The sequence below is a fragment of the Salmonella sp. SAL-020 genome (assembly GCF_017372215.1).
In the GTDB taxonomy this organism is placed as follows: Bacteria; Pseudomonadota; Gammaproteobacteria; order Enterobacterales; family Enterobacteriaceae; genus Salmonella; species Salmonella enterica.
The window spans coordinates 3516888-3532009 of the sequence record NZ_CP071690.1 but is presented as its reverse complement, the minus strand read 5'-3'; the positions used below and the strand labels follow the sequence as shown (position 1 = coordinate 3532009).

Genomic DNA, 15122 nt, shown 5'->3' with positions numbered 1-15122 from the left:
GATATTGCCAAGTGAATGTAACTAAGGGAGACATGTTATGCTAAATAGATACTACCGTTTCGCTGTCGAAAAAGACGACCCCTCCGAAGCGCCAGAGTCGGGCGATAAGCCTGACAGCCAGCCGCAAAAAAAATCGTAATTTATCTGGATATTCCCCGACGTTTTTACGTTTGGGGAAAATAACCGTTTCGTTTCAACCTGGTTGCGAACAGTGAATATTTTACACGAAGTGACTATATATAAACGGGAGGGAACATGGAGTTTGATGCCTTCTTTTTAGCGAGACTCCAGTTTGCCTTTACCGTCTCTTTTCATATTATTTTCCCCGCGATTACGATTGGCTTAGCCAGTTACCTGGTGGTACTGGAAGGTTTATGGCTAAAAACGCGTAATCCTGTCTGGCGCTCGCTCTATCAGTTCTGGCTCAAAATTTTTGCCGTCAACTTCGGGATGGGCGTGGTCTCCGGTCTGGTCATGGCTTACCAGTTCGGAACGAACTGGAGCGGTTTCTCCCAGTTCGCCGGCAGTATCACCGGGCCTTTATTAACCTATGAAGTGCTCACCGCATTCTTCCTGGAAGCGGGATTCTTAGGCGTGATGCTTTTTGGCTGGAACAAAGTCGGGCCGGGCCTGCATTTCTTGTCTACCTGTATGGTGGCGTTGGGTACGTTAATGTCGACGTTCTGGATTCTGGCGTCTAATAGCTGGATGCATACCCCGCAGGGATTTGAAATTCACAACGGTCAGGTGGTCCCGGTGGACTGGTTCGCGGTGATTTTCAACCCGTCGTTCCCGTATCGCCTGTTGCATATGTCCGTTGCGGCGTTTTTAAGTAGCGCGATGTTTGTCGGCGCGTCCGCTGCCTGGCATTTACTGAAAGGTAACGATACGCCGGCTATCCGCCGTATGTTCTCGATGGCGTTATGGATGGCGGTCGTGGTGGCGCCCGTTCAGGCATTGATTGGCGATATGCACGGCCTTAACACCCTGAAGCATCAGCCGGTCAAAATCGCCGCGATTGAGGGGCACTGGGAAAATACGCCCGGCGAGCCAACGCCGCTTACGCTGGTAGGCTGGCCGGATATGGAGGCGGAACGGACCCGCTATGCGCTTGAGATCCCGGCGTTGGGCAGTCTGATCCTGACGCATAGCCTGGACAAACAGGTGCCTGCGCTAAAAGATTATCCCAAAGAGGATCGCCCCAACTCTACCGTGGTGTTCTGGTCTTTCCGTCTGATGGTGGGCATGGGCGTACTGATGATCTTCCTGGGGCTGGCCAGCCTGTGGCTACGCTACCGACGCCGACTGTATCATTCGCGGCCCTTTATGCACTTTGCGCTGTGGATGGGGCCGTCCGGGCTTATCGCCATCCTTGCCGGATGGGTGACGACTGAAGTAGGACGTCAGCCGTGGGTGGTCTATGGCCTGCTGCGAACGCGTGATGCGGTTTCCGCGCACAGCACCTTGCAGATGAGCATCAGTTTGCTGGCCTTCTTTGTGGTCTATTCCCTGGTCTTTGGGGTTGGCTATATTTATATGATTCGTCTTATCCAGAAAGGGCCGCAGCCGGCGGAGACACCGACCGCTGAAACCGATGGCAGACCCGCGCGTCCTATCTCTGCCGTGGGAGAATCGCTTGAGCAGGAGAAACGCGAATGACCATCGATCTTCCGGTTATCTGGTTTGCTATTATCGTGTTCGCCACGCTGATGTATATCGTAATGGATGGGTTCGATCTGGGCGTCGGTATCCTGTTTCCGTTTATTCGCGATAAACACGATCGCGATGTTATGGTGAACTCGGTCGCGCCGGTATGGGACGGGAACGAAACCTGGCTGGTGCTGGGCGGGGCCGGGCTTTTTGGCGCGTTCCCGTTGGCTTATGCCGTCATCACCGACGCGCTGACTATCCCGCTGGTGGTTATGCTGCTTGGTCTTATCTTTCGCGGCGTCGCTTTTGAATTCCGTTTTAAAGCCACCGAGTCGCATCGCGCGTTCTGGGATAAATCCTTTATCGTCGGGTCAATCCTGGCGACCTTTGCCCAGGGGGGTGTGGTGGGCGCGGTGGTGAGCGGTTTTCAGGTGGAAGGGCGAACCTTTAGCGGTTCGCAGCTTGACTGGCTGACGCCGTTTAATCTGTTCTGCGGTGTCGGTCTGGTTGTCACCTACGCGCTGCTGGGCGCTACCTGGCTGATTATGAAAAGCGAAGATCCGCTGCATAGCCGGATGTGCGCGCTGTCGCGCCCGTTGTTGATCGTCTTGTTGTTGGTGATGGGAGGCGTCAGCGTGTGGACGCCGCTCACCCACGACGACATCGCCGAGCGCTGGTTCACGCTGCCCAATTTATACTACTTCCTGCCGGTGCCTGTGCTGGTGTTGGCTTTTAGCATCTGGCTATGGCGCAGCGTGAAAAAACCAGAATCCCATGCGCGTCCATTTATTCTCACGCTAGGGCTGATTTTTCTGGGGTTCAGCGGGTTAGGCATCAGTATTTGGCCGAATATTATTCCACCGGATATTTCGCTGTATGCCGCCGCCGCGCCGCCGCAAAGTCAAAGCTTTATGCTGGTTGGGGCGCTGATAATCATCCCGATTATTCTGGCTTATACCTTCTGGAGCTACTACGTCTTCCGTGGAAAAGTGCGACATGGAGAGGGATATCACTGATGGTTAAAGTGAAAAAATGGTCGCGGCGAGTCGTATGGATGGTCGCGATATGGTGCGCCAGCGTGCTTCTGCTGGCGGGCGTCGGAATGTTATTCAGACTGCTCATGACCTCCGCAGGATTTCGCTCCTGACTGATACCCCCCGGACGCGCTTTCATCTCTCGCGAAAGCGCGTTTTTATCGACAGATCGGCGTTTATCGATCACCTTTGCTCGCCTTATCTCTCCCCTCAATAGCGGTTGATAATTATTCTCATCTTTATTGTCGTTCCCGGGCCGCAGTGATATGGTTACACAGTGGCTAACGCTCTGGTATAACGCAGATAAACGGTATTGATGATGTCTCCGATCTCCTGTCACTCTTCCGCCGCCCCGGCGATGAAAAAGATCTTTTCCGTCAGCGACTTCATCGCGTTTGGCGAGCGTTATGGCATTGATTACCGCTTCCCTGCGTTACCGCAGTATACGCAGAGTAGTCCCGTACTTCATGGCGATATCGAAGAGATAGCGCTTCCCGGCGGGATTTGCATTACACGCTCGGATGTTCACGTGTTACAACCTTATGAAACCACCTCTCGCCATAGCAGTCCGCTGTATATGCTGGTGGTGTTGGAAGGTAACGTCGCGCTGGCTGTCAATGAGCAGACCTTTTTGTTGAGCGCGGGGATGGCGTTTTGCTCGCAACTGAGTGAGCAGCAGACGATACGCGCCCATCACGGCGCAGACAGTAAATTGCGCACCTTATCGCTGGGAATGTACCCGGACGGCGGATGGCGGGAGCGTTTGCCTGTCTCGCTGGCAGACGAGTGGGAAAATAGCGCAACCTCGGCGAGGGTCTGGCAGGTGCCGGAGTTTCTGCTTTCGGGGCTACGTTATGCGCAGCAGCCCGGACCTCATGCGGCGTCACGCCAGTTAATGCTGGAAGGCATCATGCTGCAATTGCTGGGCTATGCGCTAAATCTATGTCAGCCCGCAACGCAAAAACGCGGGCTTCCCGTCACCGGTGAATATCAGCGGCTGGAGCTCATTCGGCGTTTACTGGAGCAGACGCCGGAAAAAGCCTACACGCTGAACGAACTGGCGCGTCGGGCGGCAATGAGTCCAAGTAGCCTGCGGTGCAAGTTTCGCCATGCCTATGGGTGTACCGTGTTTGATTATCTGCGCGATTGCCGCCTGGCGCGCGCGCGTCGTTATCTGATGGAGGGATACAGCGTGCAGCAGGCCGCCTGGATGTCAGGCTATCAACATGCCACTAACTTTGCGACGGCATTTCGTCGGCGTTATGGCTGCTCGCCCGGCGAGCTGCGTGACGCGTCTCTGACGGCGTCCCGCCACTGTGCGTAACGCGCCCCGCCAGAACGGTAATATCCGCCGCTAACCCGGTTTTCTGCCGCTTTGGGTGATTTTTTATCATTGCGCATAGGCAATCTGGCGTTACGCATAGTGGTCCGTTATCTCTAAAAGGTAATAATTCTTATTTACAATAAAGATGCCTTTGGAGATGTTCATGTTTGCGACAACGCGTATGGCGCTATTGATAGGCGGAGCTATCGGCGGCGCGACTTTTCCTCTTTTTGCCCAGGAAACCACAAAAAATGATACCGTCATTGTCACCTCGCCCGTTCAGAGTGGCGCGACCAAGCTGGCGACGCCAGATATTGAAACGCCGCAGTCGGTATCCATTATTACCCGCCAGCAGTTTGAAGAGCAGGGCGCAACCAGCGTGCGTCAGGCGGTCAGCTACACCCCAGGCGTATACAGTAACCAGATAGGCGCCTCTAACCGCTTTGATTACATCGTATTGCGTGGTTTTTCGGACGGTAGTCTGGATAACGTCTATCTCGACGGGTTAAAAATGATGGGCGACACCAATTCGCACAGTTCGTTGGTGGTTGACCCCTGGTTTCTGGAAGATATCGAGGTGGTACGCGGCCCGGCGTCCGTTCTGTATGGTCGTTCATCGCCAGGCGGCATTGTCGCGTTGACGTCGCGAAAACCGGCGTTTGATGTCGGGGGAGAAGTGAAGCTGTTTGCCGGCAATCACAACCAGCGCGGGGCGGCTTTTGATGTGACCGGCCCACTGGATGACAATGAACGTGTGGCGGCGCGTCTTAGCGGTATGACACGTTACGCCGATTCGCAGTTTACCCCCTTGAAAGAGGAACGTTATGCGCTGATGCCGAGCCTGACCTGGCGAATTACCGATCGGACGCGTCTTGATCTTATGGCCTATCTGCACCGTGATCCGGAAGGCGGTAGCCACTCCGGACTGCCTTATCAAGGCACGGTTGTACCTTATAACGGCAGAAAAATTTCTAACACTTTCTTTGAAGGTGAAGATGACTACGACAAATACGATCGCCGTGAAAATATGGTGGGTTATAACATTGAGCATCTGTTCGATAACGGCTGGTCGGTACGGCAAAAATTGCGTTATTTGCATACCAAAGTGACGTTGAATCAGGTCTATGCCGCAGGTTGGTTGAATGAAACGGCGCTGAATCGCGGCTATTCCGGCTCCGGGGAGAAAATGTCGGCTATCGCGCTGGATAATCAGCTCGACGGCAGCGTGGATACCGGGGCGATTAATCATCGTCTGCTGGTGGGGATCGATTATCAGGATCGCAGTAATCATACTACTGGCTATTATGGCGCGTTTCCGCCGATTGACGCTTTCAACCCTGTTTATGGCGCTCAGCCGGATTACATTACGTTGTATAGCCGTGAAAAACATAAGCTGCGGCAGACCGGATACTATTTACAGGATCAGATGTCATGGGATCGCTGGCGCTTTACGTTGGGCGGTCGTTACGATCGGGTCAGCGTGTCTAACATCGACAAACTTCATGATTCACGCAGCGATCTCGATAAAAACAACGTCAGCACCCGTGCCGCGTTGCTTTATCTGTTCGACAATGGCGTCGCCCCCTATCTCAGTTATTCTACCGCGTTTACGCCGACCAGCTTCGCCGACGAAAACGGCAATGTGCTGGAACCGATGAAAGGCAAGCAGTGGGAGGCGGGGGTAAAATACGAACCGCTGGGGGGGAATAGCCAGTTTAGCGCCGCCGTGTATCGTATTAACCAGACAAATATCGCGACCAAAGAAGAACCTACCGATCCGTACCGCTCGATTGGTGAAATTGAGTCTAAAGGGGTGGAACTGGAGGCCATTAGCCATTTGTCGGATAGCGTCCGTTTGCAGGCGGCGTATACCTATACTGATATCCGTTATAAGAAAAGTAGCCCGCAAGAGCAGGGTAAGCGCGCGGTTTATGCTCCACGGAACCAGGCCAGCGCCTGGCTAAGCTACGATGTGAAAAGCGGTCTGTTAGAGGGGCTGACTTTGGGCTCCGGCATCCGGTACGTCAACGGCGTGACCAGCGATCGCCTGAATACCCACACGTTGCCGTCCTATACATTGGTCGATATGGTGGTAGGGTATGATTTATCCAGCATTGGGTTAAATGGCTTGAGCGCCCAGCTCAACGTAAATAACCTGACGGACAAACGCTATGTCGCTGCCTGTAATTCGCTCTCTTATTGTTATTTTGGCGCCGAGCGTAGCATTGTAGGCAGCGTGTCATGGGCGTTTTGATAACGCTTATCGTCCGGTAGCAAAGGCTACCGGGCAAACATTAGCGGTGCGTCACGCCTTCATAGAGAAGTCTGAGCGCAAACATCCCGATAATGGCGCCGATAACACGGCTGGCAATGCGCTGTATACGCCCATAAGCGCGGCGGACTGCGGGGAGCGAAAAGGCCTGGCTGAGAAAAATACGCCAGATAACGGATGACAGCACAATTCCGGCCCAGGCCATTAACCTTGCCCATGTGGGCGTTTCTGCGCTAAGCGTTACGGAAAAAATACTGATAAAAAACAGTACGGTTTGCGGATTGGATAAATCGGTCATTAATCCCCGGCGAAAGAAAATCGTCCACGGGGCGGCAATCGGCGTCTGGAGCGTGCTCATTTGCGGCGTCGCCTGGTGGCGAATACTGTTCCAGGCGAACCATAATAAATAGGCGCCGCCGACAATTTTGATAAGAGAAAATACCGCTTCGCATTGCGTAATGAGCGTCGCCAGACCGAAAAGCCCCAGCCCGGAATAAAAGGCGTCTCCCGTGGCGACGCCCAGGCCGGTGATGACTCCCGCCCGGCGTCCTGATGCGAGGCTGGTTTGCACCACCACAAACAGATTCGCGCCGGGATTAAAAAAGGTTAACACAAACAGACTGACGGTAAGCACAACGGCATGAAACGGCTCCATAGGCAACTCTTCTCTTAGCCTCAAGAAATAACGTTCATCTTATTAATAGTCAAACCAGATGATTGCGAGTGAGATCACAAAGCAGGGGCGTTTTAATCCGCGTCGTTATGCCGACTGAGCGGGGGCTGACTGGATTTTTCCAGCAATCTACACTACTTATTTAATCAGTCCGAACGGCCTTTTTGTTCTGATAAAGCGATGATGGCGTAATAATAAAACGAGGGTTTTGCTATGAAAACTGGCTACAAGGTTATGCTTGGCGCATTAGCGTTTGTCGTGACAAACGTTTATGCCGCAGAAATCATGAAAAAAACGGACTTTGATAAAGTCGCCTCCGAATACACGAAAATTGGCACGATTTCCACCACCGGGGAAATGTCGCCGCTGGACGCCAGAGAAGATTTAATCAAAAAGGCGGATGAAAAAGGGGCGGATGTGGTGGTGCTGACGTCCGGGCAGACAGAAAATAAAATTCATGGTACGGCTGATATTTATAAAAAGAAATAAAAGCGTTGCATCATAAAAATACCCGCCTGGGTTTCCGGCGGGTATTTTTATTCCTGGCAACCGTCATCCGTTTTGCCGGATGACGGCCTGCAGTAAACGTAGCGCCATCAGGCATTCAGGACGCTGTCATTTGTCTTAATTATCCGACTGGTCTTTGGCACCTGCTTTTAAACGACGCCACAGAGTGGTGCGGCTAATCCCCAGATAACGCGCCGCCGCGGTCTTATCGCCCTTAAAGCGCGCCAGTACATCCTGTAACGTGTGCGCATCCATGGTTGAAGGCGTCAGTTCTGCTGTGTTCACCATAAGCTCAGGTAATAACTGCCGCATAAATTGCCTGTCCAGCGTTGGCGCGGGATCGACGCTTAAAAAAAGCGCCAGGCGCTCCATCATATTACGCAGTTCGCGAATATTACCGGGCCAGCGCCAGGCCAGCAAAAGCGGCTGACACTGTGTCAATCCATGACGTATCGATTCGGTAAACGGAATTTCCATTGCCGCCAGCGACTGTTTTAAAAAGCTTTCCGCCAGCGGTAAAATATCAGCCTGCCGCTCGCGCAAAGGAGGAAGCGTCAGACGCAGAATACTCAGGCGATAAAAGAGATCGGGGCGAAAACGTCCTTGCATTATCTCCCGATCCAGATCGCAATGCGTAGCGCTGATCACCCGGACATCCACCGGGATCGGCTGGTGTCCGCCGACGCGAGTGACGGCTTTTTCCTCCAGTACGCGCAAAAGTCGGGTTTGTAACGGCAAGGGCATTTCGCCGATTTCATCCAGAAGCAGCGTGCCGCCGTGTGCGATTTCAAACAGCCCCGCCCGGCCTCCTCGTCGTGAACCGGTAAACGCACCCTCTTCATAACCAAACAGTTCCGCTTCCAGCAACGACTCGGTAATCGCGCCGCAATTGACGGCGACAAAGGGAGGGGATGGCTTATTCTGACGGTGAGGCTGGCGGTGAAAAAACGTCTGGTGAATCGCCTGCGCCGCCAGCTCTTTTCCGGTCCCTGTTTCCCCCTGAATCAGCACTGCCGCACGGGAGCGGGCATAGAGCGTAATCGTCTGGCGGAGCTGCTCCATTTGCGGCGACTGGCCGCGTATATCGCCCAGTTCATACCGGGTTTGTAATCCCTTGCCGGATGAGTAATCCACGCGCTGGCGCCGTGTCAGACGGGTCATATCCAGCGCATCATGAAAAGCCTGACGAACGGTCGCCGCGGAATAAATAAAGATGGCGGTCATTCCCGCTTCTTCCGCCAGATCGGTAATTAATCCCGCGCCGACGACGGCCTCAATACCGTTGGCCTTAAGTTCGTTAATTTGCCCGCGCGCGTCCTCTTCGGTGACATAGCTTCGCTGTTCAAGACGGAGGTGAAACGTTTTCTGAAAGGCAAGTAAAGCCGGAATGGTCTCCTGATAGGTCACGATACCGATAGACGAGGTGAGCTTTCCCGCTTTCGCCAGCGCCTGTAATACATCGAATCCGCTGGGCTTGATGAGGATCACCGGTATTGACAGGCGGCTTTTTAAATAGGCCCCATTCGAACCCGCCGCGATAATCGCGTCGCAGCGCTCGGTCGCCAGTTTTTTGCGAATGTAGGTCACCGCCTTTTCAAAGCCGAGTTGAATAGGCGTGATGGTCGCCAGATGATCGAATTCCAGACTGATATCCCGAAACAGTTCGAACAGACGCGTTACGGAGACCGTCCAGATCACCGGTTTATCGCTATTATCGCGCGGAGCGCTGTGAGCAGTCGTCATCGCAGTAGGCTCATCTTTAAGGGGCGATTTTTTGTTTTAAACGTGTTTCATAAATGTTGCAATGAAACGGGGTGATTCGTTTCATGAAACGTTAGCTGACACGTTTTTCTTTTCCCTTAATCGCGCTTATTCATAACAGGCATTACTGTAATTACCTGTTTTTAAATCTCATTGTATTTAATTTTCTCGCTGCCTCTTTGCCTGGCATAGCCTTTGCTTTGGTAAATACATCTTGAATAACAATTTACTAACATGAGGACGAGATATGTCTTTACATTCGCCGGGGCAGGCATTTCGCGCCGCGCTCTCTAAAGAGAATCCATTACAAATTGTCGGCGCGATCAATGCCAACCATGCTCTGTTGGCCCAACGGGCCGGGTATCAGGCTATCTATCTTTCTGGCGGCGGCGTAGCGGCGGGCTCGCTCGGACTGCCGGATCTGGGGATTTCTACGCTGGATGATGTGTTAACCGATATCCGGCGCATCACGGATGTTTGCCCGCTGCCGCTGTTGGTGGATGCGGATATTGGCTTTGGCTCCTCCGCCTTTAATGTCGCGCGGACGGTAAAGTCCATAGCCAAAGCGGGCGCCGCCGCGCTGCATATTGAAGACCAGGTTGGCGCTAAGCGCTGTGGACACCGTCCAAACAAAGCGATCGTCTCGAAAGAGGAGATGGTAGACCGAATTCGGGCGGCAGTGGATGCGCGCACCGATCCGAACTTTGTGATCATGGCGCGTACCGATGCGCTGGCGGTGGAAGGGCTGGAGGCGGCTCTCGATCGTGCGCAGGCTTACGTGGACGCGGGGGCTGACATGCTGTTCCCGGAGGCGATCACCGAACTGTCGATGTACCGCCGGTTCGCCGACGTGGCGCAGGTGCCGATCCTCGCCAACATCACTGAGTTTGGCGCGACGCCGCTGTTTACGACCGACGAGTTGCGCAGCGCAAACGTGGCGATGGCGCTCTATCCGCTGTCGGCGTTTCGCGCCATGAACCGCGCCGCAGAAAAAGTCTATACCGTGCTGCGCCAGGAAGGGACGCAAAAGAACGTGATCGACATCATGCAGACCCGCAACGAGCTGTACGAAAGCATCAATTACTACCAGTTCGAAGAGAAGCTGGACGCGCTGTACAGGAATAAAAAATCGTAGCCTGTAGGCCTGATAAGGCGAAGCCGCCATCAGGCAATGCCGGATGGCACTACGTTTATCCCGCCTACGGTACGGCCTACACGCCTCAATACCCTACACATTACAATAATGACGAGGACAATATGACAGACACGACGATCCTGCAAAACAACACGCATGTCATTAAGCCTAAAAAATCGGTCGCGCTTTCCGGCGTACCTGCCGGAAATACCGCTCTGTGTACCGTGGGAAAAAGCGGTAACGATCTGCACTATCGCGGTTACGACATTCTCGATCTGGCGGAGCACTGCGAATTTGAAGAAGTCGCGCATTTACTGATCCACGGAAAATTACCGACCCGCGACGAGCTGAACGCGTATAAAAGCAAGTTAAAAGCGCTGCGCGGATTACCCGCCAATGTCCGTACCGTTCTGGAAGCGTTACCGGCGGCCTCGCACCCGATGGATGTGATGCGTACCGGCGTTTCCGCGCTGGGCTGCACCCTGCCGGAAAAAGAGGGACATACCGTCTCCGGCGCGCGCGATATTGCCGATAAGCTGTTGGCCTCGCTCAGCTCTATCCTTCTTTACTGGTATCACTACAGCCACAACGGCGAACGTATTCAGCCGGAAACCGACGATGATTCCATCGGCGGCCATTTCCTGCATCTGCTGCACGGTGAAAAGCCAACCCAAAGCTGGGAAAAGGCGATGCATATTTCGCTGGTGCTGTATGCCGAGCATGAGTTCAACGCCTCGACGTTTACCAGCCGGGTGATTGCCGGGACCGGCTCGGATGTCTACTCCGCGATTATCGGCGCGATTGGCGCGCTGCGCGGCCCGAAACACGGCGGGGCGAATGAGGTGTCGCTGGAAATTCAACAGCGTTATGAAACGCCGGACGAGGCAGAGGCGGATATCCGTAAACGCGTGGAAAACAAAGAGGTGGTGATTGGCTTTGGACATCCGGTTTACACCATCGCCGACCCGCGCCATCAGGTGATCAAACGGGTGGCGAAACAGCTTTCAGAAGAAGGCGGCTCGCTGAAGATGTACCACATCGCCGACCGTCTGGAAACGGTGATGTGGGAGACCAAAAAGATGTTCCCGAATCTCGACTGGTTTTCGGCGGTCTCCTACAACATGATGGGCGTCCCTACCGAAATGTTCACCCCGCTGTTTGTCATCGCCCGCGTTACCGGCTGGGCGGCGCACATTATTGAACAGCGTCAGGACAACAAAATTATTCGTCCTTCCGCCAATTATACCGGCCCGGACGATCGCCAGTTTGTGCCGATCGAAAAGCGTTGCTAATTAAAACCTCTAAATATAAAAACAGGAGTTGTACCCTATGTCCGCACATATTTCGAACATCCGCCCAGACTTTGACCGTGAAATCGTTGATATCGTTGATTACGTGATGAATTACGAGATCACCTCAAAGGTGGCGTACGACACCGCGCATTATTGCCTGCTCGACACGCTCGGCTGTGGTCTGGAAGCGCTGGAATACCCGGCCTGTAAAAAATTGCTTGGGCCGATCGTGCCAGGCACGGTGGTGCCCAACGGCGCACGCGTGCCGGGCACCCAGTTCCAGCTCGATCCGGTACAGGCAGCCTTTAACATTGGCGCGATGATCCGCTGGCTCGATTTTAATGATACCTGGCTTGCCGCCGAGTGGGGCCATCCTTCTGATAACCTGGGCGGTATTCTGGCGATTGCGGATTGGCTGTCACGCAACGCCGTCGCCGCCGGCAAAGCGCCGCTGACCATGAAACAGGTATTGAGCGGGATGATCAAAGCCCATGAAATTCAGGGTTGCATCGCGCTGGAAAACGCCTTCAACCGTGTCGGACTTGACCATGTGTTGCTGGTGAAAGTGGCCTCGACGGCGGTGGTCGCTGAAATGCTGGGGCTGACGCGCGATGAGATCCTTAACGCGGTATCGCTGGCGTGGGTGGATGGGCAGTCGTTGCGCACTTATCGTCATGCGCCGAATACCGGTACGCGCAAATCCTGGGCGGCGGGCGACGCTACCTCACGCGCGGTACGTCTGGCGCTGATGGCGAAAACCGGCGAGATGGGCTATCCCTCGGCGCTCACCGCCAAAACCTGGGGCTTCTACGACGTTTCATTCAAAGGTGAAACGTTCCGTTTCCAGCGCCCTTACGGCTCCTACGTGATGGAAAACGTGCTATTTAAAATTTCTTTCCCGGCAGAATTCCACTCGCAAACCGCCGTCGAAGCGGTGATGACGCTGTATGAGCAGATGCAGGCCGCGGGTAAAACGGCAGCGGATATCGAGAAAGTGACCATCCGTACCCACGAAGCCTGTCTTCGCATTATCGATAAAAAAGGCCCGCTCAATAACCCGGCGGACCGCGATCACTGTATCCAGTATATGGTCGCCGTGCCGCTGCTGTTCGGACGGTTAACCGCGGCGGATTATGAAGACGAGGTGGCGCAGGACAAGCGTATTGACGCCCTGCGCGAGAAAATCGTGTGTTATGAGGACCCGGCTTTTACCGCCGACTATCACGACCCGGAAAAACGAGCTATCGGCAATGCGATCACCGTGGAGTTTACTGATGGCTCACGCTTTGGCGAGGTTGTCGTGGAGTATCCGATTGGTCATGCGCGTCGCCGCGCCGACGGTATTCCGAAGCTTATCGAAAAATTTAAAATTAACCTGGCTCGTCAGTTCCCGACTCGCCAGCAGCAACGCATTCTGGATGTCTCCCTGGACAGAGCCCGCCTGGAGCAGATGCCGGTTAACGAATACCTCGATTTATATGTCATCTGAGCCAGCCAGCAGTAAGGCGTAAGTTCAACAGGAGAGCGTGATGTCTTTTAGCGAATTTTATCAGCGTTCCATTAACGAACCGGAGGCGTTCTGGGCCGAGCAGGCCCGACGTATCGACTGGCGACAGCCGTTTACGCAGACGCTGGATCATAGCCGTCCACCGTTTGCCCGCTGGTTTTGCGGCGGCACCACTAACTTATGTCATAACGCCGTTGACCGCTGGCTGGATAAACAGCCGGAGGCGCTGGCGCTGATTGCCGTCTCATCAGAGACCGATGAAGAGCGCACATTTACCTTCAGCCAGTTGCATGATGAAGTCAACGCTGTGGCCGCTATGCTGCTGTCGCTGGGCGTGCAGCGTGGCGATCGCGTATTGGTCTATATGCCGATGATTGCCGAAGCGCAGATAACCCTGCTGGCCTGTGCGCGCATTGGCGCGATCCATTCGGTGGTCTTTGGCGGTTTTGCCTCGCACAGCGTGGCGGCGCGGATTGACGATGCCAGACCGGCGCTGATTGTGTCGGCGGATGCCGGAGCGCGGGGCGGTAAAATCCTGCCGTATAAAAAGCTGCTTGATGACGCTATTGCGCAGGCGCAGCATCAGCCGAAACACGTTCTGCTGGTGGACAGAGGGCTGGCGAAAATGGCGTGGGTGGATGGGCGCGATCTGGATTTTGCCACGTTGCGCCAGCAGCATCTCGGCGCGAGCGTGCCGGTGGCGTGGCTGGAATCCAATGAAACCTCGTGCATTCTTTACACCTCCGGCACTACCGGCAAACCGAAAGGCGTCCAGCGCGACGTCGGCGGTTATGCGGTGGCGCTGGCAACCTCGATGGACACCATTTTTGGCGGCAAGGCGGGCGGCGTATTCTTTTGCGCATCGGATATCGGCTGGGTCGTCGGCCACTCCTATATCGTTTACGCGCCGCTGCTGGCAGGCATGGCGACTATTGTTTACGAAGGACTGCCGACGTACCCGGACTGCGGGGTCTGGTGGAAAATTGTCGAGAAATACCAGGTTAACCGGATGTTTTCCGCCCCGACCGCGATTCGCGTGCTGAAAAAATTCCCGACGGCGCAAATCCGCAATCACGATCTCTCCTCGCTGGAGGCGCTTTATCTGGCCGGTGAGCCGCTGGACGAGCCGACGGCCAGTTGGGTGACGGAGACGCTGGGCGTACCGGTCATCGACAATTATTGGCAGACGGAGTCCGGCTGGCCGATCATGGCGCTGGCCCGCGCGCTGGACGACAGGCCGTCGCGTCTGGGAAGTCCCGGCGTGCCGATGTACGGTTATAACGTCCAGCTACTCAATGAAGTCACCGGCGAGCCCTGCGGCATAAATGAAAAAGGCATGCTGGTGATCGAAGGGCCGCTGCCGCCGGGCTGTATTCAGACTATTTGGGGCGACGATGCGCGTTTTGTGAAGACTTACTGGTCGCTGTTTACCCGTCAGGTTTATGCCACCTTCGACTGGGGAATCCGCGACGCCGAGGGGTATTACTTTATTCTGGGCCGTACCGATGATGTGATTAATATTGCGGGTCATCGGCTGGGGACGCGAGAAATAGAAGAAAGTATCTCCAGCTACCCGAACGTAGCGGAAGTGGCGGTAGTGGGGATAAAAGACGCTCTGAAAGGGCAGGTGGCGGTGGCGTTTGTCATTCCGAAGCAGAGCGATACGCTGGCGGATCGCGAGGCGGCGCGCGACGAGGAAAACGCGATTATGGCGCTGGTAGACAATCAGATTGGTCACTTTGGTCGTCCGGCGCATGTCTGGTTTGTCTCGCAGCTCCCCAAAACGCGTTCCGGAAAGATGCTTCGCCGCACGATCCAGGCGATCTGCGAAGGCCGCGATCCGGGCGATCTGACAACCATTGACGATCCCGCGTCGTTGCAGCAAATTCGCCAGGCGATCGAGGAATAGCCGTAAGCCGGATAAGCCGCGTCCGGCAACGGGTTAGCGTTTGCGACTGAATAGTGGG

General features: G+C 54.7%; 13 protein-coding genes and 1 pseudogene. 12 read left to right on the top strand and 2 right to left on the bottom strand.

Annotated elements, in window-relative coordinates:
- Nucleotides 1-37: 37 nt before the first annotated feature.
- From ssaA to foxA, 7 genes and pseudogenes are all read left to right on the top strand, one after another.
- Nucleotides 38-139, top strand: a complete 102-nt coding sequence (gene ssaA / locus J1G48_RS17280; RefSeq protein WP_000934834.1) for a small effector SsaA — start codon at nt 38-40, stop codon at nt 137-139.
- 116 nt (nt 140-255) lie between these two features.
- Nucleotides 256-1659 carry a cytochrome ubiquinol oxidase subunit I gene (locus J1G48_RS17275; RefSeq protein ID WP_000393711.1) on the top strand — a complete coding sequence of 468 codons (1404 nt, stop codon included), beginning with the start codon at nt 256-258 and terminating at the stop codon, nt 1657-1659.
- Nucleotides 1656-2666, top strand: coding sequence for a cytochrome d ubiquinol oxidase subunit II (gene cydB / locus J1G48_RS17270; protein WP_058662148.1), 1011 nt, complete (start codon nt 1656-1658; stop codon nt 2664-2666). The genes J1G48_RS17275 and cydB overlap by 4 nt, the downstream gene beginning before the upstream one ends.
- Complete coding sequence (locus J1G48_RS23595) at nt 2612-2797, top strand: DUF2474 domain-containing protein (RefSeq protein WP_305954967.1); 186 nt, start codon at nt 2612-2614, stop codon at nt 2795-2797. Before cydB ends, J1G48_RS23595 begins: the two co-directional genes overlap by 55 nt.
- A pseudogene (locus J1G48_RS23430) lies at nt 2716-2908 on the top strand (hypothetical protein). The gene J1G48_RS23595 and the pseudogene J1G48_RS23430 overlap by 82 nt, the downstream one beginning before the upstream one ends.
- Before the next feature lie 95 nt (nt 2909-3003).
- Nucleotides 3004-4008, top strand: coding sequence for a ferrioxamine uptake transcriptional regulator FoxR (gene foxR / locus J1G48_RS17260; protein WP_000074605.1), 1005 nt, complete (start codon nt 3004-3006; stop codon nt 4006-4008).
- 145 nt (nt 4009-4153) lie between these two features.
- Nucleotides 4154-6262: a ferrioxamine B receptor FoxA gene (gene foxA, locus J1G48_RS17255; protein WP_001127730.1), complete on the top strand. Its 2109-nt coding sequence runs from the start codon at nt 4154-4156 to the stop codon at nt 6260-6262.
- A 40-nt stretch (nt 6263-6302) separates the two neighbouring features.
- Here the strand turns inward: foxA and J1G48_RS17250 are convergent, their stop codons facing one another.
- A complete protein-coding gene (locus tag J1G48_RS17250; protein WP_000433131.1) occupies nt 6303-6935 on the bottom strand; it encodes a LysE family transporter in 633 nt (210 codons plus the stop codon).
- A gap of 231 nt (nt 6936-7166) precedes the next feature.
- On the opposite strand from J1G48_RS17250, the gene yahO reads away from it, so the two are divergent.
- Nucleotides 7167-7442: a DUF1471 family periplasmic protein YahO gene (gene yahO / locus J1G48_RS17245; RefSeq protein WP_000848026.1), complete on the top strand. Its 276-nt coding sequence runs from the start codon at nt 7167-7169 to the stop codon at nt 7440-7442.
- A gap of 135 nt (nt 7443-7577) precedes the next feature.
- On the opposite strand, the gene prpR is transcribed toward yahO, so the two are convergent.
- Entirely contained in the window at nt 7578-9203 is a 1626-nt protein-coding gene (prpR, locus tag J1G48_RS17240) for a propionate catabolism operon regulatory protein PrpR (protein WP_000205288.1), read from the bottom strand.
- A gap of 265 nt (nt 9204-9468) precedes the next feature.
- On the opposite strand from prpR, the gene prpB reads away from it, so the two are divergent.
- From prpB to prpE, 4 genes are all read left to right on the top strand, one after another.
- On the top strand, nt 9469-10356 hold the full coding sequence (gene prpB, locus J1G48_RS17235) for a methylisocitrate lyase (protein WP_000052230.1): 888 nt from the start codon (nt 9469-9471) through the stop codon (nt 10354-10356).
- Nucleotides 10357-10478: 122 nt separating this feature from the next.
- Nucleotides 10479-11648: a 2-methylcitrate synthase gene (gene prpC, locus J1G48_RS17230; RefSeq protein WP_000132748.1), complete on the top strand. Its 1170-nt coding sequence runs from the start codon at nt 10479-10481 to the stop codon at nt 11646-11648.
- Nucleotides 11649-11685: 37 nt separating this feature from the next.
- On the top strand, nt 11686-13137 hold the full coding sequence (locus J1G48_RS17225; RefSeq protein WP_001272703.1) for a bifunctional 2-methylcitrate dehydratase/aconitate hydratase: 1452 nt from the start codon (nt 11686-11688) through the stop codon (nt 13135-13137).
- A gap of 40 nt (nt 13138-13177) precedes the next feature.
- On the top strand, nt 13178-15064 hold the full coding sequence (gene prpE / locus J1G48_RS17220) for a propionate--CoA ligase (protein WP_000010206.1): 1887 nt from the start codon (nt 13178-13180) through the stop codon (nt 15062-15064).
- Nucleotides 15065-15122: the final 58 nt, after the last annotated feature.

Excerpts from the sequence above, each read along its gene's own strand:
- ssaA (WP_000934834.1), top strand. The coding sequence starts at position 38 with ATGCTAAATAGATACTACCGTTTCGCTGTCGAAAAAGACGACCCCTCC.
- J1G48_RS17275 (WP_000393711.1), top strand. The coding sequence starts at position 256 with ATGGAGTTTGATGCCTTCTTTTTAGCGAGACTCCAGTTTGCCTTTACC.
- cydB (WP_058662148.1), top strand. The coding sequence starts at position 1,656 with ATGACCATCGATCTTCCGGTTATCTGGTTTGCTATTATCGTGTTCGCC.
- foxR (WP_000074605.1), top strand. The coding sequence starts at position 3,004 with ATGTCTCCGATCTCCTGTCACTCTTCCGCCGCCCCGGCGATGAAAAAG.
- foxA (WP_001127730.1), top strand. The coding sequence starts at position 4,154 with ATGCCTTTGGAGATGTTCATGTTTGCGACAACGCGTATGGCGCTATTG.
- J1G48_RS17250 (WP_000433131.1), bottom strand. The coding sequence starts at position 6,935 with ATGGAGCCGTTTCATGCCGTTGTGCTTACCGTCAGTCTGTTTGTGTTA.
- yahO (WP_000848026.1), top strand. The coding sequence starts at position 7,167 with ATGAAAACTGGCTACAAGGTTATGCTTGGCGCATTAGCGTTTGTCGTG.
- prpR (WP_000205288.1), bottom strand. The coding sequence starts at position 9,203 with ATGACGACTGCTCACAGCGCTCCGCGCGATAATAGCGATAAACCGGTG.
- prpB (WP_000052230.1), top strand. The coding sequence starts at position 9,469 with ATGTCTTTACATTCGCCGGGGCAGGCATTTCGCGCCGCGCTCTCTAAA.
- prpC (WP_000132748.1), top strand. The coding sequence starts at position 10,479 with ATGACAGACACGACGATCCTGCAAAACAACACGCATGTCATTAAGCCT.
- J1G48_RS17225 (WP_001272703.1), top strand. The coding sequence starts at position 11,686 with ATGTCCGCACATATTTCGAACATCCGCCCAGACTTTGACCGTGAAATC.
- prpE (WP_000010206.1), top strand. The coding sequence starts at position 13,178 with ATGTCTTTTAGCGAATTTTATCAGCGTTCCATTAACGAACCGGAGGCG.